The organism is Pseudomonas sp. Z3-8 (assembly GCF_051131975.1).
GTDB lineage: Bacteria > Pseudomonadota > Gammaproteobacteria > Pseudomonadales > Pseudomonadaceae > Aquipseudomonas.
Map to the genome: position 1 here is coordinate 4,687,667 of NZ_CP071643.1, position 19,618 is coordinate 4,707,284.

Annotated in this window: 15 protein-coding genes and 1 pseudogene; 7 read left to right on the top strand and 9 right to left on the bottom strand. The window is 62.4% G+C overall.

The window, feature by feature from the left end:
* Window positions 1-151 precede the first annotated feature (151 nt).
* The 4 genes from J3P94_RS21485 to edd form a co-directional block, all read right to left on the bottom strand.
* Window positions 152-1,621: an ATP-binding protein gene (locus tag J3P94_RS21485; RefSeq protein ID WP_305496330.1), complete on the bottom strand. Its 1,470-nt coding sequence runs from the start codon at window positions 1,619-1,621 to the stop codon at window positions 152-154.
* Window positions 1,611-2,342: a response regulator gene (locus J3P94_RS21490; RefSeq protein WP_042730801.1), complete on the bottom strand. Its 732-nt coding sequence runs from the start codon at window positions 2,340-2,342 to the stop codon at window positions 1,611-1,613. Before J3P94_RS21490 ends, J3P94_RS21485 begins: the two co-directional genes overlap by 11 nt.
* A 175-nt stretch (window positions 2,343-2,517) precedes the next feature.
* On the bottom strand, window positions 2,518-3,477 hold the full coding sequence (locus J3P94_RS21495) for a glucokinase (RefSeq protein ID WP_434569582.1): 960 nt from the start codon (window positions 3,475-3,477) through the stop codon (window positions 2,518-2,520).
* Window positions 3,474-5,300 (bottom strand): phosphogluconate dehydratase, encoded by a 1,827-nt coding sequence (edd, locus tag J3P94_RS21500; RefSeq protein WP_434569583.1) that lies wholly within the window; start codon window positions 5,298-5,300, stop codon window positions 3,474-3,476. The genes J3P94_RS21495 and edd overlap by 4 nt, the downstream gene beginning before the upstream one ends.
* Window positions 5,301-5,530: 230 nt before the next feature.
* Here edd and gap point away from each other — a divergent pair, with 230 nt between their 5' ends.
* From gap to J3P94_RS21530, 6 genes and pseudogenes are all read left to right on the top strand, one after another.
* The gene (gap, locus tag J3P94_RS21505; protein ID WP_305496333.1) at window positions 5,531-6,532 is read left to right on the top strand and encodes a type I glyceraldehyde-3-phosphate dehydrogenase; all 1,002 of its coding nucleotides are present in this window, start codon (window positions 5,531-5,533) and stop codon (window positions 6,530-6,532) included.
* A 178-nt stretch (window positions 6,533-6,710) separates the two neighbouring features.
* On the top strand, window positions 6,711-8,138 hold the full coding sequence (locus J3P94_RS21510) for a di-heme oxidoredictase family protein (RefSeq protein ID WP_434569584.1): 1,428 nt from the start codon (window positions 6,711-6,713) through the stop codon (window positions 8,136-8,138).
* Window positions 8,139-8,167: 29 nt separating this feature from the next.
* The gene (locus tag J3P94_RS21515) at window positions 8,168-9,232 is read left to right on the top strand and encodes an imelysin family protein (protein ID WP_305496335.1); all 1,065 of its coding nucleotides are present in this window, start codon (window positions 8,168-8,170) and stop codon (window positions 9,230-9,232) included.
* Window positions 9,233-9,234: 2 nt separating this feature from the next.
* Window positions 9,235-10,332 (top strand): DUF1513 domain-containing protein, encoded by a 1,098-nt coding sequence (locus J3P94_RS21520; RefSeq protein ID WP_434569585.1) that lies wholly within the window; start codon window positions 9,235-9,237, stop codon window positions 10,330-10,332.
* Between the two features lie 131 nt (window positions 10,333-10,463).
* Window positions 10,464-11,612: pseudogene (locus J3P94_RS21525) on the top strand (efflux RND transporter periplasmic adaptor subunit).
* A 13-nt stretch (window positions 11,613-11,625) separates the two neighbouring features.
* On the top strand, window positions 11,626-14,652 hold the full coding sequence (locus J3P94_RS21530) for a multidrug efflux RND transporter permease subunit (protein WP_434569586.1): 3,027 nt from the start codon (window positions 11,626-11,628) through the stop codon (window positions 14,650-14,652).
* 39 nt (window positions 14,653-14,691) lie between these two features.
* On the opposite strand, the gene J3P94_RS21535 is transcribed toward J3P94_RS21530, so the two are convergent.
* From J3P94_RS21535 to colR, 5 genes are all read right to left on the bottom strand, one after another.
* Window positions 14,692-14,919 (bottom strand): hypothetical protein, encoded by a 228-nt coding sequence (locus tag J3P94_RS21535; protein ID WP_305496339.1) that lies wholly within the window; start codon window positions 14,917-14,919, stop codon window positions 14,692-14,694.
* Window positions 14,916-15,629: a lipopolysaccharide kinase InaA family protein gene (locus tag J3P94_RS21540; protein WP_434569587.1), complete on the bottom strand. Its 714-nt coding sequence runs from the start codon at window positions 15,627-15,629 to the stop codon at window positions 14,916-14,918. The genes J3P94_RS21535 and J3P94_RS21540 overlap by 4 nt, the downstream gene beginning before the upstream one ends.
* A gap of 5 nt (window positions 15,630-15,634) precedes the next feature.
* On the bottom strand, window positions 15,635-16,303 hold the full coding sequence (locus J3P94_RS21545; RefSeq protein WP_434569588.1) for a class I SAM-dependent methyltransferase: 669 nt from the start codon (window positions 16,301-16,303) through the stop codon (window positions 15,635-15,637).
* 123 nt (window positions 16,304-16,426) lie between these two features.
* Window positions 16,427-17,704 carry a sensor histidine kinase gene (locus tag J3P94_RS21550; RefSeq protein WP_305496342.1) on the bottom strand — a complete coding sequence of 426 codons (1,278 nt, stop codon included), beginning with the start codon at window positions 17,702-17,704 and terminating at the stop codon, window positions 16,427-16,429.
* Window positions 17,694-18,377, bottom strand: coding sequence for a two-component system response regulator ColR (colR, locus tag J3P94_RS21555; protein ID WP_030142512.1), 684 nt, complete (start codon window positions 18,375-18,377; stop codon window positions 17,694-17,696). Before colR ends, J3P94_RS21550 begins: the two co-directional genes overlap by 11 nt.
* A gap of 320 nt (window positions 18,378-18,697) precedes the next feature.
* On the opposite strand from colR, the gene J3P94_RS21560 reads away from it, so the two are divergent.
* Complete coding sequence (locus J3P94_RS21560; RefSeq protein WP_434569589.1) at window positions 18,698-19,441, top strand: phosphatase PAP2 family protein; 744 nt, start codon at window positions 18,698-18,700, stop codon at window positions 19,439-19,441.
* Window positions 19,442-19,618 lie beyond the last annotated feature (177 nt).

The window sequence follows — 19,618 nt, forward strand, 5'->3', positions numbered from 1 at the left end:
AGTTATGTCACCGCATTGTGACATTCAGCTGAGAGAAGTATCGAGACGACTGACGCCATCGCGAGCAAGCTCGCCCCCACATTGGATCTTCGGCGTTCACAAATCCCCTGTGGGAGCGAGCTTGCTCGCGATGAACGATAACGCGGTCTAATCAATCCACACTGCGAGGCAACTGCAACGTCACCCGCAACCCGCCCTCGCGCAGGTTCTGCAGGCTCACCTCGCCGCCATGGCTGTGGGCAATGTTACGCGCGATGCCCAGCCCCAGGCCATATCCCTGCTGCTGCCCGGCCAGGCGAAAGTGCGGTTCGAAGACCTGTTCGAGGCGTTGTTCCGGTACGCCCGGGCCTTCATCGTCAACGTGCAGGATGAAGGCGTTTTCATCATCGTCGATGTGCAAGTGGGCCCTCTGCCCGTATTTCAAGGCGTTGTCGATCAGGTTGCCGATGCAGCGCTTGAGGGCCAGCGGTTTGCCGGGGTACGGTGCCAACGCCCGGCCATCCTGGGTCACCCGGCCGTTGCCGTGGGGCGCCAGGTAAGGCTCCACCAGGCAATCGAGCACATGATTGAGGTCGACCGGCTCGATGTTCTCGTGAATATCGGTGTCCTTGACGCATTGCAGCGCGCCCTTGACCAGCAGCTCCAGCTCGTCGAGGTCGCGGCCGAACTTGGCCTGCAGATTTTCATCCTCGAGCAACTCGACCCGCAGCCGCAGGCGGGTGATCGGCGTGCGCAGGTCATGGGAAATCGCGCTGAACAACTGGCTGCGCTCGGTCAGGTAGCGGCTGATACGCTCGCGCATGGCATTGAACGCACGCCCCACCTCCACCACTTCGCTGCCGCCGCCCTCGGCCACGGGCTCCACTTCAGCGCCCAGGGACATGTCCCGCGCGGCACGGGCCAAGCGCTTGAGCGGCCGGCTCTGCCAATGCACCAGCAAGCCGATGAACAACAGCAACAGGCTACTGGTGAGCACGATGAAGCCCACCTGCTGCTTGGGCAGGTCCTGCTCTTCGAGACTGGTATAGGGTTCGGGCAGCAGCGAGGCGATGTACAGCCATTCGCCCGGCGCCATCTGGATCTGCGTGACCAGTACCGGCGGGTTCACCGGCTCGAGCGTCAGGGCGTAGTGAGCCCACGAACGGGGTAGCTCATCAAGCTTGAGCCCGCCGTTGAAGATCCGCAGGTCTTCGGGGCTGACAAACTTGACGGAGATGTCGGCGTTATTGCCCAGGGAGCGGCGCAGCACATCGTCCACGGCCTTGAGCACCGCCAGTTTGCGCGGCGTGACCGGCAGCACATCCATGCCCAGCGGCTTGTCATTGAGCGTAACGACAAACCGCGTGCCGCCCATGCTGCGCAACTGGTCCAGCACCAACGGCCGATAGGCCACCGGCAGCGAACGCAAGTAGGTCACGGTGGCGGTCATCGAGTGAGCCAGGCTGCGGGCGCTGGTGACCAGGCCTTCGAGCTGCGTGGCGCGCAGTTGCGAAACCCAGATCAGGCTCGACAGCGTCTGGGCGAACAGCACCACCAGCAGCGTCAGCAGCAGCATCCGCCCGAGCAACGAGCGCGGCACGGGCACCCGTCGGGCAATCTTGCGGATTCCCTCAATGACCATTGCTGGCAACCACACTGGCCGCCAGCTGATAACCGCTGCCGCGCACCGTGCGGATCAATCGGGGCGGCTTGTCGGTATCGCGCAGGCGCTGGCGCAAGCGACTCACCGCCATGTCGACAATCCGGTCCAGTGGCATCAATTCACGCCCCCGGGTGGCGTTGCCGATGGTGTCGCGGTCGAGGATTTCCTGTGGATGATCGAGGAACAGCTTGAGCAAGGCAAAATCGGCACCCGACAGGATCACCTCTTCGCCATCGGCATGGAACAGCCGGTGGCTGACCATGTCCAGCCGCCACTCATCGAAGGCCAGCACTTCGCCGCCGGATCGCTCCTGGCCGAACTGCGCCCGTCGCAGCAAGGCCTTGATGCGCGCCTGCAATTCGCGAGGACTGAACGGCTTGCCCAGGTAATCATCCGCACCCAGCTCCAGGCCGATGACCCGATCGGCCTCGTCGGAACTGGCGGTGAGCATGATGATCGGCACATGGGCCTGGCGCGGATGCTGGCGAACCCAGCGGCAAAGGCTGAAGCCGTCCTCGTCGGGCAGCATCACGTCGAGGATCACCAGGTCGCTCGGGGCCTCGTTGAGGGCCTGGCGAAACCCGGCGCCATCGGGGGTGGTACGCACCTGGAAACCCGCGCGACTGAGGTAAGTGTCCAGCAGTTCGCGAATCTCCTGGTCGTCGTCGACCAGCAAAATCGATTTGTTCACTGAACTCACGGGGCCTCGTCCTTGTTGTTTGAATTGGGGGCGATTATGCCTGATGGACGGGATCTGCAAACACCATGGCCCCTTGTGGGAGCGAGCTTGCTCGCGATAGCGATGTATCAGCCAATATAAATGGCGACTGGCACGCCGTCATCGCGAGCAAGCTCGCTCCCACAGTGGGCGCATCTCAAACTGCGGAGGACTGCTCCAACGCCACGCCCGCGCCCATCAGGCCGGAATAAGGCGCCGTCACCAGCCAGACCGGAATGCCTTTGAAATAATCGCTCATGCAGCCCTTGTCGGCGAAGCATCTGGCGAAGCCGCTCTCGACAAAAAAATCGGCAAAGCGCGGGACCACGCCGCCGACGATGTACACGCCACCACGCCCGCCCACGGTGAGCACATTGTTGCCCGCCACGCGCCCCAGCCAACGGCAGAATTGTTCGAGCACCTCCAGGGCGACCGGGTCGCCGGCCAGGCCGGCGGCGGTGATCGACTCGGGGGTATCAAGCACCGGCTCATGGCCGTCCACCGCGCAGATCGCCCGGTACACACGAGGCAGACCGCTGCCGCTCAGTGCCGTTTCGGCGCTGACGTGGCCGATTTCGTTGTAGATGTGCTGCCAGAGCTGGGTCTCGCGCGGACTGCTCATCGGCAGGTCGACATGCCCGCCCTCCCCCGGCAACGCCGCGAAACGGCCCTCGCCCAGGTCCAGCAGCGTACCGACGCCCAGCCCCGTGCCCGGGCCGATCACCACCGCCGGGCGCATCGGCTCCGGCGTGCCCTGGCAGACGACCCGGTATTCATCGGGACGCAAGCAGGTCATGCCCAGGGCCATGGCGGAGAAATCGTTGACCAGCAGCAGCTTCTCCACCTGCAAAGTCTTGCAGAACGCCAGGTTGCTCAAGCGCCAGTGATTGTTGGTGAAGCGAAACTCATCGCCACTCACCGGACCGGCCACCGACAGGCACACCGAGCCGATGGAACCCGGCGCCATGCCCATCCCGCTCAGGTAAACCTTGATGGCATCTTCCGGGCAGGCGTAATCCGCCGTCGCCAGCACCTGGATGTTTTCCAGGTTGTGGTTCTTCCACAACGCGAAACGTGCGTTGGTCCCACCGATATCACCGACCAAAGCCAGTTTCAATTAAGCGTCTCCAGGGCAGAAGTGAAGGCGCTGGCGCCCTGCTCTGCCGAGCTGAAGGCCATGCGCATGAAACCGAACAGCTCGCGACCGGTGCCGATGTTGTTGCCCAACAGGCCCTTGGCCGGTTCGCGCGCGGCGAATTCCTCGGCGTCCACCTTCAATTCCAAGGTGCCTTTGACGCCATCGACACGGATGATATCGCCCTCGCGCACCCGAGCCAACGCGCCGCCGACATAGGCTTCGGGACTGACATGGATGGCCGCCGGGATTTTCCCCGATGCGCCGGACATGCGCCCGTCGGTGACCAGCGCCACCTTGAAGCCGCGATCTTGCAGCACGCCGAGGAACGGCGTCATCTTGTGCAGCTCCGGCATGCCGTTGGAGCGCGGGCCCTGGAAGCGCATCACCGCGACAAAATCCTTCTCCAGCAGACCAGCCTTGAACGCATCGGCCAGGTCCTGCTGGTCCTGGAACACCATGGCCGGGGCTTCGACGACCTGGTTTTCCAGGGCCACGGCCGAGACCTTCATCACGCCCCGGCCCAGGTTGCCTTCCATCACCCGCAACCCGCCTTCCGGCGAGAAGGCCCGGGCGACCGGACGCAGGATGCTTTCGTCGAGACTTTCGGTCGGGCCATCGCGCCAGACCAGTTCGCCGTCCTCCAGGAACGGTTCCTGGGTGTAACGGCTCAGGCCATGGCCCATCACGGTGTTGACGTTTTCGTGGAGCAGGCCGGCTTCCAGCAGTTCGCGAATCAGGAACGACATGCCGCCCGCCGCCTGGAAGTGGTTGATATCGGCCTTGCCGTTCGGGTAGACGTGGCTCAGGGTCGGCACCACTTCGGAGAGGTCGGCCATGTCCTGCCAGGTCAGCTGGATGCCCGCCGCCATGGCGATGGCCGGCATGTGCAGGGTGTGGTTGGTGGAGCCACCGGTGGCGTGCAGCGCAACGATGGAGTTGACCAGCGAACGCTCATCGACGATTTCGCCGATGGGCATGAAGTTGCCGCTCTGCATGGTCAGGCGCGTCACCTGGAACGCCGCTTCGCGGGTCAGGGCATCGCGCAGCGGCGTGTTCGGGTTGACGAACGAGGCGCCCGGCAAGTGCAGGCCCATCACTTCCATCAGCAACTGGTTGGTGTTGGCGGTGCCGTAGAACGTGCAGGTACCTGGGCTGTGGTAGGACTTCATCTCCGACTCCAGCAGCTCTTCGCGGGTCGCCTTGCCTTCGGCGTAGCGCTGGCGCACATCGGCCTTTTCCTTGTTGGAAATGCCCGAGACCATCGGCCCGCCAGGCACGAAGATCGTCGGCAGATGACCGAAGCGCAGCGCGCCCATCATCAGCCCCGGGACGATCTTGTCGCAGATGCCCAGCATCAAGGCACCGTCGAACATGTTGTGGGACAACGCCACCGCCGTGGACAACGCGATCACTTCGCGGCTCGGCAGGCTCAGCTCCATCCCCGCCTCGCCCTGGGTCACACCATCGCACATGGCTGGCGTACCGCCGGCGAACTGGCCGACCGAGCCGATCTCGCGCAGGGCTTTCTTGATTTGTTCCGGGAAGGTTTCGTACGGCTGGTGGGCCGAGAGCATGTCGTTATAGGACGACACGATAGCGATGTTGGCGGCGTTCATCATCCGCAGGTGATGTTTGTCTTCAGTGCCGCAACCGGCAACGCCATGGGCGAAGTTGGCGCATTGCAGCTTGCCGCGCATCGGACCGTCGCTGGCTGCACCGCGGATCAGTGCAAGGTAAGCCTCGCGAGTAGCGCGACTGCGGGCGATAAGCCGTTCGGTGACCTCAAGTACGCGGGGATGCATGTGTAGAACTCCAGGCTAACGGATGTGGCGACCTGATTGTCTATGCTGGTTAGAAGCCCGTTGCACACCGCAGGAAAGACAGGGCGACAAACGGTTTTTGACCAATCGGACCAGTTGATTCAGGTCACTCGTTGTAGATAAAACAAAATATTGCCACTAAAAAGGCTTGTTTTCTATTTTTATGCGAATAATCTTGTAATTCCAACAACAAACCGACGGCGGCGCAGTTAATGACTCTTCGAATCGCAATCAATGGTTTCGGCCGCATCGGCCGCAACGTCCTCCGTGCACTGTATACCCAAGGCTATCGTCGCGACTTGCAGATCGTCGCCATCAACGACCTGGGTGACAGCGCGATCAATGCTCACCTGCTCAAGTTCGACACCGTCCACGGCACCTTTGATGCCGACGTGCAGCACGATCACGAGAGCCTGACGGTCAATGGCGACCGCATCGCGGTCAGTGCCATCCGCAACCCGGCCGAACTGCCCTGGGCCGCCGAAAAGATCGACGTCGTGTTCGAATGCACCGGCCTGTTCACCGACCGCGCCAAGGCCGCCGCGCACATCAGCGCCGGCGCCCGCAAGGTGATCATCTCGGCCCCGGCCAAGGGCGCCGACGCGACCGTGGTGTATGGCGTGAACCATGACATCCTGCGCCAGTCCCACCAGATCATTTCCAACGCTTCGTGCACCACCAACTGTCTGGCCCCGGTGGCCCAGGTGCTGCACCGCGAGCTGGGTATCGAAAGCGGCCTGATGACCACCATCCATGCCTACACCAACGACCAGAACCTGACCGACGTCTATCACAGCGACCCGTACCGCGCCCGTTCGGCCACCCAGAACATGATCCCGAGCAAGACCGGCGCCGCCGAAGCGGTAGGCCTGGTGCTGCCGGAGCTGGCGGGCAAGCTGACCGGCATGGCCGTGCGCGTGCCGGTGATCAACGTGTCGCTGGTGGACCTGACCGTGCAACTCAAGCGCGAAGCTTCGGCCGATGAGGTCAACGCGCTGCTCAAGCAGGCCAGCCAGCATTCGAAGATCCTTGGCTACAACACCCTGCCGCTGGTCTCCAGCGACTTCAACCACAACCCGCTGTCGTCGATCTTCGATGCCAACCACACCAAGGCCAGCGGCAAGCTGCTCAAGGTACTGGCCTGGTATGACAACGAATGGGGTTTCTCCAACCGCATGCTGGATAACTGCCTGGCGCTGTGCAACGCCGAATAATCCCCGATAGCTGCGTGTGCCTCGACTATTGCTCCCTTGGGGGCGATAGTCGAAAAAGGCCGTCCACCGCCACGCGGTTGAAGCATCTGCCTCGAACCAAACGATAATTCCTCTTATTCAAACTCCCCCACCCTGTTAGACTTTGCCCCCGCGTTTCACTCGTCCCGCAGGATTTCCAATGCTGTCGTTGCCTCTTCGCTTGTGCGCTCTGTTCATGGCCCTGGGCCTGACGGCCTGCGATGACGCCCCGCGTTTTACCCAGGCCGAGCCCGGCGAAGCCAGATCCGGCGGCAGCGCGACAGTACGCAAGGCCGACCAGAACGCCTTCTCGCTGCCCTCGGCCAATCTGCCGCCGTCGCGGCGCGTGGACTTCAGCGTCGGCAACAGTTTTTTCCGCAGTCCCTGGGTAATCGCGCCCTCGACCACTACCGCCCGGGACGGCCTCGGCCCCCTGTTCAACACCAACGCCTGCCAGAACTGCCACATCAAGGACGGTCGCGGCCATCCGCCGGCACCGGATGCCAGCAGCGCGGTGTCGATGCTGGTACGCCTGTCGATCCCCGATGCGCCGCCCTACGCCAAGCTCATCGAACAACTCGGCGTCGTACCGGAGCCGGTCTACGGCGGGCAATTGCAGGACATGTCCGTGCCGGGCGTCGCGCCGGAAGGCAAGGTCAGGGTCGATTACTCTCCCGTCCCGGTGCGCTTCGAGGACGGCACCGTCGTCGAATTGCGCAAGCCGAGCCTGCAGATCACCCAGCTGGGCTATGGCCCGATGCACCCCGACACACGATTTTCGGCCCGTGTCGCACCGCCGATGATCGGCCTGGGTCTGCTCGAGGCCATCCCCGATGCAGCCATCCTGGCCAATGCCGAGTCCCAGGCGCGGGAGAACACCGGCATCGCCGGTCGCCCGAACATGGTCTGGGACGACGTCCAGCAAAAAACCGTGCCGGGGCGCTTCGGCTGGAAGGCCGGACAACCGAACCTCAATCAACAGAACGTCCATGCGTTCTCCGGCGACATGGGCCTGACGACCAGCCTGCGGCCCTTCGACGACTGCACCCAGGCCCAGCTCGATTGCCAGCGCGCGCCCAACGGCAACGGCCCGGAGGGCGAACCGGAAGTCAGCGACAACATTCTGCGGCTGGTCCTGTTCTACAGCCGCAACCTCGCCGTGCCGGCCCGCCGCGAGGTGGGTTCGGCCCAGGTGCTGGCGGGCAAGAACCTGTTTTTCCAGGCCGGTTGCCAGTCCTGCCACACCCCCAAGTACACCACGTCCGCCGATGCCGCCGAACCCGAGCTGGCGAACCAGGTCATCCGTCCCTACACCGACCTGCTGTTGCACGACATGGGCGAAGGCCTGGCGGACAACCGCAGCGAATTCAAGGCCAGCGGCCGCGACTGGCGGACCCCGCCGCTGTGGGGCATCGGCCTGACCGAAACCGTCAACGGCCACACCCAGTTTCTCCACGACGGTCGCGCCCGCAACCTGCTCGAAGCCGTGCTCTGGCATGGCGGCGAAGCCCAGGCGGCGCAGCGACAGGTTCTAGCATTCAACGCCGAGCAGCGCGCTGCGCTGTTGGCTTTCCTGAACTCTCTTTAAACGCACTTTCCGAAAAACGGGAGCCCGACATGTTCCGTCCCAAGCTGTTGTTCACCAGCCTCGCCGCCATCGCCCTGGGTGCCTGCTCGCCCCAGGACCCGCAAGCGGTCACCTCGGCCGCCATCGCCAAGCAGGTGATCCTGCCGACCTACAGTCGCTGGGTCGAGGCCGACCGCCAACTGGCGACCAGCGCCCTGGCGTTCTGCCAGGGCAAGGAAAACCTGGAAACCGCCCGCGCCGATTTCCTCAAGGCACAAAAAGCCTGGGCTGAACTCCAGCCGCTACTGATCGGGCCGCTGGCGGAGGGCAACCGCGCCTGGCAGGTACAGTTCTGGCCGGACAAGAAAAACCTCGTCGGCCGCCAGGTCGAGCAACTGGTCAACAGCCAGCCGCAGATCGACGCCGCCGGCCTGGCCAAGTCCAGCGTCGTCGTGCAAGGGCTCTCGGCTTACGAATACCTGCTGTTCGACGCAAAGATCGACATGGCCGACAGCGCCCAGAAAGCCAAGTACTGCCCGCTGCTGATCGCCATCGGCGAACGCCAGAAGCAACTGGCCGAAGAGATCCTGTCGCGGTGGAACACCAACGACGGCATGCTCGCCCAGATGAGCAAGTTCCCGAACCAGCGCTACGCCGACTCCCATGAAGCGATCGCCGACCTGCTGCGGGTCCAGGTGACCGCCCTGGACACCTTGAAGAAAAAACTCGGCACGCCGATGGGCCGCCAGAGCAAGGGCGTGCCGCAACCGTTCCAGGCCGATGCATGGCGCAGCCAGTCGTCGTTGCAAGGGCTTGAGGCCAGCCTGAGCGCCGCCCGGACCGTGTGGGTTGGCGTCGACAACAAAGGCTTGCGAGGTTTGTTGCCAAGCGAGCAGAAGCCGCTGGCCGACAAGATCGACGCCGCCTACGACGCCTCGTTGAAACTGTTCGCCAGCAGCCAGCGCTCACTGACCGAAATGCTCGGTGACGACGCCGGGCGCCAGCAACTCAACGATTTGTACGACAGCCTCAACGTCGTCCATCGCCTGCATGAAGGCGAACTGGCCAAGGCGCTGGGCATTCAACTGGGCTTCAACGCCAACGACGGTGACTGATCATGTTTCGACGTCAGGCTCTGACGCTGGGCAGCTTGCTGCTCGGCGCCATCACCCTGGGCGGCTGGACGCTGTTCAAGCAAAAGGACAAGAGTCCGTTACTGCTGTCGGCACGGGACGATGCCGACGGCAAGCACTACGCGGTCGGCTATCGACTGGACGGCACACGGGTGTTCGCCACCCAGGTTGGCCAGCGCTGCCATGACATCATCAATCACCCGGCGCTGCCGATCGCCCTGTTCGTCGCCCGCCGCCCGGGCACCGAAAGCTATCTGGTCGACCTGCGCGACGGCACGCTGCTGCAAACCATCACCTCGCTGCCGAACCGGCATTTCTACGGTCATGCGGTGATCCACAAGAGCGGCGAATGGCTGTACGCCACAGAAAACGATACCAGCGATCCGGGACGCGGCCTGCTCGGCGTGTACCGTTTTGAAGGCGAACGGCTGGTGCACAGTGGCGAACTGTCCACCCACGGCATCGGCCCTCACCAAGTGTCGTGGCTGCCCGACGGTGAGACGCTGGTGGTGGCCAACGGCGGCATCCGCACCGAGGCCGAAAGCCGGGTCGAAATGAACCTCGACGCCATGGAGCCGAGCCTGGTGCTGATGCACCGCGATGGCACGCTGTTGAGCAAGGAAACCCTCGCCCAGCAGATGAACAGCGTGCGCCATATGGGCATCGCCAGCGATGGCACCATCGTCACCGGCCAGCAGTTCATGGGAGCGGCCCACGAATCGTCCGAATTGCTCGCGATCAAGCGTCCGGGCCAACCGTTCAAGGCGTTCCCGGTACCTGAATACCAGTTGCAAGCCATGGGGCATTACACCGCCAGCGTCGCCGTGCACAGCGACCTGCGCCTGGTGGCCCTGACGGCGCCACGGGGCAACCGCTTTTTCATCTGGGACCTGGACAGCGGCGAGGTTCGCCTCGACGCGCCCCTGCCGGACTGCGCCGGGGTCGGCGCGGTAGCCGACGGGTTTGTCGTGACGTCGGGCCAGGGGCGTTGCCGCTACTACGATTGTCGACAGGCACAACTGGTTGCTAAGCCGCTGGATCTGCCGGCAGGGCTCTGGGACAACCATCTGCATCTGGTCTGAGCTGCAAGCGCGGAGGGCGCAGGGAAAACCTTACACATTGCCGACAAACACCGATTGGAATCCTCCGGGCACTCAAGGTAAGGTGCCCGCCTGTCTGTATTTCTCTCGGCTATTTTCCAAGGAAGTGGAACATGCTGCGACGACGCATGCTGATCATGTTGGGTGTTGTCCTGTTGGTGGTGCTGGCGCTGGCGGGCTACAAGGCCTATTCCATCTATCAGCAGATCCAGATGTTCTCTGCGCCCAAACCTGCGGTCAGCGTCGCGGTGGCCAAGGCCGTCGAACAGCCCTGGCAAGCCCGCCTGCCCACTGTCGGCAGCCTCAAGGCGTTGCAAGGCGTCGACCTGAGCCTGGAAATCGCCGGCACCGTGCAAAAGGTCCAGTTCGAATCCGGCCAGAAGGTCAAGGCCGGGTAACCGATCCTGCAACTGGACAGCGAAGTCGAAAGCGCCCTGCTGGAAACTGCCCAGGCCGACCTTGGCCTGTCGCAACTGGATTTCGGCCGTGGCCGACAACTGGTGGGCAGCCAGGCAATTTCCAAGGGCGAGTTCGACCGGCTTTCGGCCCAATTGAAGAAGAACCAGGCCACGGTCAACCAGCTCAAGGCTTCGCTGGCGAAAAAACACATCGTCGCGCCGTTCAGCGGCACCATCGGCATCCGCCAGGTGGATGTCGGCGACTACCTCGCCAGCGGCACGGTGATCGCGACCCTGCAGGACCTCAGCAGCCTGTACGTCGACTTCTACGTTCCTGAACAGACGGTGCCTCGGCTGGCGGTTGCCCAGCCAGTCAACGTCAGCGTCTCGGCCTATCCCGGCCAGACCTTCGTTGGCACCATCAGCGCAATCAACCCCAAGGTCGAGGACAGCACCCGTAATGTGCTCGTGCGCGCCACGCTCGCCAACCCCGACGGCAAGCTGTTGCCCGGCATGTTCGCCAACCTGAACGTCATCCTGCCGGACGTCGCTGTCGGTATCGTCGTGCCGGAGAGCGCCGTGACCTACACCCTCTATGGCAATTCCATGTACGTGGTCACTCAGAAGAAAACCGCCGATGGCAGTGTCGAGAAGGATGACAAGGGCCAGCCGATCCTGATTGCCGAACGGCGTTTTGTCGAAACCGGTGAGCGCCGTGACGGGCAGGTCCTGGTGGCCAAGGGCGTGCAGCGCGGCGAAGAAGTAGTGATTGCCGGCCAGATCAAGCTCGACAACGGTACGCCCATCGCCATCAGCGACGACAAGACCCTGACCGAACAGAACAGCCCACCGCGCGCGGACTGATCAAGGAACCCCCATGGCCTTTACCGATCCGTTCATCCGCCGCCCGGTGCTTGCCACCGTGGTCAGCCTGTTGATCGTGCTGCTGGGCTTCCAGGCCTGGAGCAAGCTGCCCCTGCGCCAGTATCCACAGATGGAAAATGCCCTGATCACGGTGACCACCGCCTACCCCGGGGCCAACGCCGAGACCATCCAGGGTTACATCACCCAACCGATGCAGCAAAGCCTGGCCAGTGCCGAGGGCATCGACTACATGACCTCGGTCAGCCGCCAGAATTTCTCGGTCATATCGGTCTACGCGCGCATCGGTTCCAACAGCGACCGGCTCTTTACCGAACTGCTGGCCAAGGCCAACGAGGTGAAGAATCAACTGCCCCAGGACGCCGAGGACCCGGTCCTCAGCCGCGAGGCAGCCGATGCCTCGGCGTTGATGTACATCAGTTTTTTCAGCAAGGAGCTGAACAACCCGCAGATCACCGATTATCTGTCGCGCGTCATCCAGCCAAAACTGGCGACGCTGCCGGGCATGGCTGAAGCGGAGATCCTCGGTAACCAGGTATTCGCCATGCGCCTGTGGCTGGACCCGGTCAAGCTCGCAGGCTTCGGCCTGACCGCCGCCGACGTGACCAACGCCGTGCGCCAGCACAACTTTCTCTCCGCTGCTGGTGAAGTGAAAGGCGAGTACGTGGTCACCAGCATCAACGCCAACACCGAACTCAAATCCGCCGAGGCATTCGCCGGCATCCCGCTCAAGACTGACGGTGACAGCCGCGTGTTGCTGCGGGACGTGGCGCGGGTGGAGATGGGCGCCGAAAACTACGACACCATCAGCTCTTTCGGTGGTACCCCTTCGGTGTACATCGGGATCAAGGCAACCCCTGGGGCCAACCCCCTCGATGTCATCAAGGAAGTGCGCAAGATCATGCCGGAAATGGAGGCCCAGCTGCCGTCCAACCTCAAGGCCGAGATCGCCTACGATGCCACGCTGTTCATCCAGGCCTCCATCGACGAAGTGGTGAAGACCCTGTTCGAGGCGGTGCTGATCGTCATCGTCGTGGTGTTCCTGTTCCTCGGCGCCCTGCGCTCGGTGCTCATTCCGGTAGTGACCATTCCGCTGTCGATGATCGGCGTGATGTTCTTCATGCAGTTGATGGGCTACTCCATGAACCTGCTGACACTGCTGGCCATGGTATTAGCCATCGGCCTGGTGGTGGACGACGCCATCGTGGTGGTGGAAAACATCCACCGGCACATCGAGGAAGGCAAGACACCGTTCGACGCCGCGATTGAAGGCGCGCGGGAAATCGCCATGCCGGTGGTCTCGATGACCATCACGCTGGCGGCGGTGTATGCACCGATCGGCCTGCTCGAAGGCCTGACGGGGGCGCTGTTCAAGGAGTTCGCCCTGACCCTCGCCGGGGCGGTGGTGATCTCTGGAATCGTCGCCCTGACCCTCTCCCCAATGATGTGCGCGATGCTGCTGCGTCATGACCAGAACCCCTCGGGGCTGGCCCATCGGCTGGACGTGATCTTCGAGCGCCTGAAGGCCCGTTACCAGCGCATGCTTCACGGCACGCTCAACACTCGGCCGGTGGTGCTGGTATTCGCCGTGCTCGTGCTGTTGCTGATTCCGGTGCTGATCATGTTCACCAAGTCCGAACTGGCGCCTGACGAGGACCAGGGCATCATCTTCATGATGGCCAACGCCCCGAAGACCACCAACCTGGACTACCTGAACGCTTACACCGATCACTTCATCACGATCTTCAAGGAATTCCCCGAGTACTACTCTTCGTTCCAGATCAACGGCTACAACGGCGTACAGTCGGGCATCGGCGGCTTCCTGCTCAAGCCCTGGAACGAACGCAGCCGCACCCAGATGGAAATCCTCCCGGAAGTCCAGGCCAGGCTGGAAAGCGTGCCCGGCCTGCAGATCTTCGGCTTCAACCTGCCCTCGCTGCCCGGCACCGGCGAAGGCTTGCCCTTCGAATTCGTCATCAACTCGCCGAAGGACTACACGACGCTCCTGCAGATTGCCGAACGGGTCAAGAAGCGTGCGCTGGAGTCCGGCAAGTTCGCCTTCATGGACATCGACCTTGCGTTCGACAAGCCTGAAGTCGTAGTGGACATCGATCGCGCCAAAGCCGCCCAGATGGGCGTCTCGATGCAAGACCTCGGCGGCACGCTGGCGACACTGCTGGGCGAGGCGGAGATCAACCGCTTCACGCTGGAGGGGCGTAGCTACAAGGTCATCGCCCAGGTCGAGCGGCCATTCCGGGACAATCCGGACTGGCTGAACAATTATTACGTAAAGAACGCCCAGGGCGAGTCGCTTCCGTTGTCGACGCTGATCAAGGTCAGCGACCAGGCACGACCGCGGCAACTGAACCAGTTCCAGCAGCTCAATGCCGTCACGATCTCGGGCTTTCCCACGGTAAGCATGGGCGAGGCCATCGAGACGGTTCGCCAGATAGCCCTTGAGGAAGCTCCGACAGGGTTCGCCTTTGATTACGCCGGAGCTTCGCGTCAGTTCGTCCAGGAAGGCAGCGCGTTATGGGTCACCTTTGGCCTGGCCCTGGCAATCATTTTCCTGGTGCTGGCGGCGCAGTTCGAAAGCTTCCGCGACCCGCTGGTGATCCTGGTGACGGTGCCGTTGTCCATTTGCGGCGCACTGATTCCGCTGTTCCTCGGCTGGTCGAGCATGAACATCTACACCCAGGTGGGGCTGGTGACCCTGATCGGCCTGATCAGCAAGCACGGCATCCTGATCGTCGAATTCGCCAACCAGCTGCGCAAGGAGCAAGGCTTGAGCCCGCGTGACGCAGTGGAACAGGCCGCATCGATTCGCCTGCGTCCGGTGCTGATGACCACTGCTGCCATGGTGTTTGGCATGGTGCCGTTGATCCTGGCCACCGGTGCCGGCGCAGTGAGCCGCTTCGACATCGGCACGGTCATCGCCACCGGCATGTCGATCGGCACCTTGTTCACGTTGTTCGTGCTGCCGTGTGTCTACACCTTGCTGGCCAAGCCGGACAAAGCCTGAGGCATGCAGATATCGGGGCCGTGTTGGGCTACCTGACGCTCAACTCTGCGGTCGCATGCCCTGGGACAGACTGAACATGAACAGCAACAGGTCGTCGTCCGGCTGGATCGCCTCGCTGGCCTTGGCCACCCGAGGCACCGGGCAATGTGCACCGACAGTGGAGGCACTGAGGATCTGCGAGCGTGGCTGCTCCCACACCACCAGCGCCAGGGATGCAACTGCCAGGGCTCCGACTAAAAACAAACCTCTAGCAATTTCTAGTTTCATCGGGATAAACCTTTGATAGCGCTGCCAAACGCCGCCTCGTAAAAATAGACGAGTTTTCCCCAGTCGCAATCCTGGAACGACGAATGGCGCCGCAGCTGGCTCATGTCATGGAACGCCGCGCCGCGTGCGGTCAGCCGTTGGCGACATTTCTCAAGATCGAGCAACGCCACTTCGGCCTTGGCCGACTCGCCCTCTCCGGTTACTCGCACGAATACATGCTTGATGTAGAGGCAACTGTGCTGCCAGCGTCCCTTGTGCATGCGGGCGAGGTTCTCGGCCAGGGCCTGGAGGAGACGATCATGGACCGCCTCGCCATGACGCTCGCGGCCGCCTGCGGCATACCAATGCCCGATTTCCTCGAAGCCGTCCAGAGCGCGGGTGACCAGCAGCGCCCGCCACTTGTGGACCGGGTCTCTCTGCGCGCCGCAAAAGACCACCTGGGGTACCGTGACGCCGAGTTCCGCCAGGGCCAGCAGCGCTCGCTCTTCACGCAACACCGTCGGACGGCCGAACGGGTGCAGCAGACTACGGTAAATGTGTCCGGTCTGGCGCTTGGAATAAAACAGCTCGCCATCATGGCTGATCCGCTGCACACCGCTTTCGCCGCCACGCCGGGTATTGGGGGCTTCCACCCACTCGCCACGCTGATTCCAGATCTGGTCAAAGCAACTACGAAAAGCCGCCTGGGCTCCTGCTACCTGTACAACCATGCCTGCTACCCCTTGCGTAATACATAAACTCGCCACATGGCATAGAGCGGCAGGAAATCCAACTGTTCCTCAATGCGAAACCCGGCCTGCCGAAACTCTTCTTCGACTGTAGCGACCGGTAACACAAATCGGTTCTGGTAGTCTTTCTGCCCACGGGTGCGCTCCAGGCGCTTGCGTTTCCAGGCCTTGAAATTGCCGTCGACCCACAATGAAACGATTACGCTGTCACGGGTGACACGCTCGAATTCCCTCAATATCGCCAGTCGGTGCGCGGGTTCGCCGATGTGGTGCAAGAGGCGCATGCAAAAAATGCTGTCGACGGCGTTATCAGGCAAGGCGATGTCGAACGCAGATGTGTGCAAAGGTTGTACCCGTTTTACGACATCGGCCGGTTGTGCCTTCAATGCCGTCTGGAGCATGGCGGTGGAATTGTCCGCGCCGATGATTACCCGGCCGGCTTTCTCGGCCAGCAGCGGCCAGAAACGTCCGGCTCCGCACGGCAAGTCCAGGACCAGGCCCGGGTCGCCCGCGAGCATCAAGGCGCGCCGGGCCAGTTGTTCGTCCCGATGGTGGGAAAGACGGCGGCTCAGCCCCGTCTTGTGTTTGCGCAGGTACTGCTGGGCATGTCGCTCGTCGTACTTGGCGGAAAAAGCTAGCTTGATGGGATTGGACATCGATGGCGCCTCCAGAGTTGATGGCGCCACCTTAGGGATCGGCTTGTAGCTGCCAGGTCATCCCTTTGTGAAAACTTCGTCATGTAAACGGCTGAATGTTTTCAAGATTTTTCGCCGCCGATCTCAGGACTTCGGGTTCAACTCCACCTCGAAACGGCATCCGTTGGGTTCCATCGTGCTGAGGCTCACGGTCCAGCCCTGGTCCTCGCAGATCCGCTGCACCAGTGACAGCCCCAGCCCCAGTCCCTCGCCACGCTTTTCGTTACCGCGCACAAACGGCTCGAACATCGCCTCGCGCTTCTCCTCGGGAATGCCTACGCCGCTGTCCTCGACGACAAATCCCGTGGCGGTCAGCGAGACGCGGATAAAGCCCTGATCGGTGTAGTGCAAGGCGTTACGCAGCAGATTTCCCATGACGGCAGTCAGGAACGTGGCGTTGTACTGCGTATCGGTGGTTTGCCCTGGTTCGAAAATCAAAGTCAGGCCCTTGGATTCGATCGGCGCACGCCAGACCCCAAGGAGGTTTTCCGCGACCTGCCCCAGCGTCGAGCGAGGCGACATGCCGTTGTCCTCGCGTTGGGCCCTGGCTAGCATCAGGAAGGTCTGCACCAGTTCGCGCATTTCTTCGCTGGCGCGGTTGATGCGCTCGACCTGGGTGCGACCACGCTGGTCCAACGCCGGATTCTCCAGCAGCAATTCGCAGGAGGTGGCGAGGATCATCAACGGCGTGCGCAGTTCGTGACTTACGTCGCTGGTGAACAACCGTTCCCGGGTCAGGGCCTGGCGCAACCGGCCCAGCGTGGCATCGAACGCCACGGCCAGCTCGCCCACCTCATCAGCGGCATAATCCGGCGCCAATGGCGGAGCGAGCCCGAGCAACTGGTCGCGATGCCGTACCTGCCGGGCCAGACGTACCACCGGCGCCATCACCCGGCGTGCCAGGACCCAGCCCAGGAACACCGCGAGCGCCAGACTGAGGACGAAGCCCACCAGCACCACGGCAAACAGCACCCGCTCGCGCTCCTCGAAATCGCTCTGGTCCTGCAACAGCACGTAATGCCGACCGTCAACAATCTCTACCATCGCGTGATAGGACAGCTGTTCGCGAAAGACTTCGTGAAAGCCACGTTGCAAGTGACGAAGGTCCCTGGGCAACTCGAAGTCCCCCGGGCCGCCGCTGAAATAGAACAGCTGGTCGGGTTCCGGACGATGACTCCAGTCGGAAACGCTGTCCATCAACAGCAGGCGTTGCAGGTCGCCTCCGAGCCCGGCGGAAATCAGTTTTTCTTCCACCAGATGGACCGTTGCCACGATGCCCAGTGCAAACGCTCCCGCCACCAATGCGCTCATCAGCGCAAAAGCGATGATGATCCGTTGCGCAAGGCTTTGCTTAAACTCCATCTCGGCCCTCGGCCAACCGATAGCCGACGCCGTGCACAGTGTGCAGCAACGGTTTTTCAAACGGTTTGTCGATCACCTGGCGCAATTGGTGGACATGGCTGCGCAGGCTGTCGCTATCCGGGCAATCATCGCCCCACAAGGCTTCCTCAAGGATCTCGCGCCGCAGCACGTGGGGGCTTTTCTGCATCAGTACCGCCAGCAACTTGAGGCCCACGGGGTTGAGCTTGAGCAGTTTGCCTTCCCGGGTCACTTCCAACGTATCGAGGTCGTAGCTCAGGTCGCCGACTTGCAACGCGCGTCGGCCACCGCCCTGGGCACGCCGCATGACCGCTTCGATCCGCGCCGCCAGCTCCGACAAGGCAAAGGGCTTGACCAGGTAATCATCCGCCCCGGATTTGAAACCCTGCAAACGATCATCCAACTGGTCCCGCGCGGTGAGCATGATCACCGGTGTATCGCGCCGGGCGTCTTCGCGCAGGCGCTTGCACAGCGTATAGCCGTCGATGCCCGGCAGCATGATATCCAGCACAATCAAGTCGTAGTGTTCGGTCGCGGCCAGGTGCAGCCCTGACAAACCGTCCTGTGCGCAATCGACCGTGTAGCCCTTGAGGCCCAGGTAGTCGGCCAGGTTGGCCAGGATGTCACGGTTGTCTTCAACCAACAGAATTCGCATGGGCATCTCCTCTGCGCACGGGGCAATCGTCGTGGCCCGCGCAGCTTAAGGCCAAGCGTGGCTTACGGCTAGGGTTGTATACGCAGCGCGAGTCACTGTGGGAGCGAGCCTGCTCGCGAAGGCGGTAGAACAGCCGCCATCCAGGTTGAATGTGCCGCCCCTTCGCGAGCAGGCTCGCTCCCACAAAGGTCAATAGCCCCCAGCAGCGGGGCTGCGCGGGTGTTGACGAGTTTTTCACCCAACCTTCACACCGCCCGAACGCAACGCAGACCAGACTGTGCAACGCGCTGATCACGAAAACTCCCATCAAAGGTACTGCCATGGTTTCCACTGCCATCCGCCCCGCTTCCAGGCCCCTGAATCTATGGGTCGCCCTGGGCCTGCCCGCCGTGGTCGCAGCCATTCTGGTGTTGCTGGAACTGACCACCCTGGACATGAACGTGGCCAAGCTGTTTTACGATCCGACGGCGGGTGGGTTTATCGGTCGACACAGTTTTTTCCTGGAAGACATCCTGCATGACCGGGCCAAACAACTGGTCATCGGGTTTTCCGTGCTGGCGGTCGTGGGGTTTGTCGCCTCGTTTTTTATCGCTCGGCTCAAGCCGTACAAACGTGAGCTGGGTTGCCTGGTCCTGTCGCTGGCATTGGCGACTGCGTTTGTCACGCCTTTGAAGGCAGTGACGGCAGTGCAATGCCCATGGAGTCTCAAGGAGTTCGGTGGCAAGGAAACCTACAGTGAGCTACTGAGCCCACGCCCGGCTACCGACAAGCCCGGCAGATGCTGGCCCGGCGGGCATGCCGCCACCGGCTTCACGCTGTTCGCGTTGTTTTTCGTACTGCGTGACCGTCGCCCACGCCTCGCACGCCAGGCGCTGTTGTTCGCCTTTGCCCTGGGCACGGTGTTTTCCGTGGGACGCATGATGCAAGGGGCGCACTTTTTCTCCCACAACGTCTGGACGGCGGTGTTCTGCTGGCTGATTTGCCTCGGGTGTTATTACTGCGTTCTGTACCGACCTGCCGCCATGGCTGGGCGTGTCGCGGTCGCCAGTCCCGCCAATGCCTGAATTGAACCACGTCCCATGTGGGAGCGAGCTTGCTCGCGATAGCGGTGGGTCAGTGCCGGATATATGAGCTGACACACCGTAATCGCGAGCAAGCTCGCTCCCACATTGGGATTGGTGTCGTTCATGAATCCAGGGCAATAAAAAACCCCGCCTGCTTTCACAGGCGGGGTTTTTCGC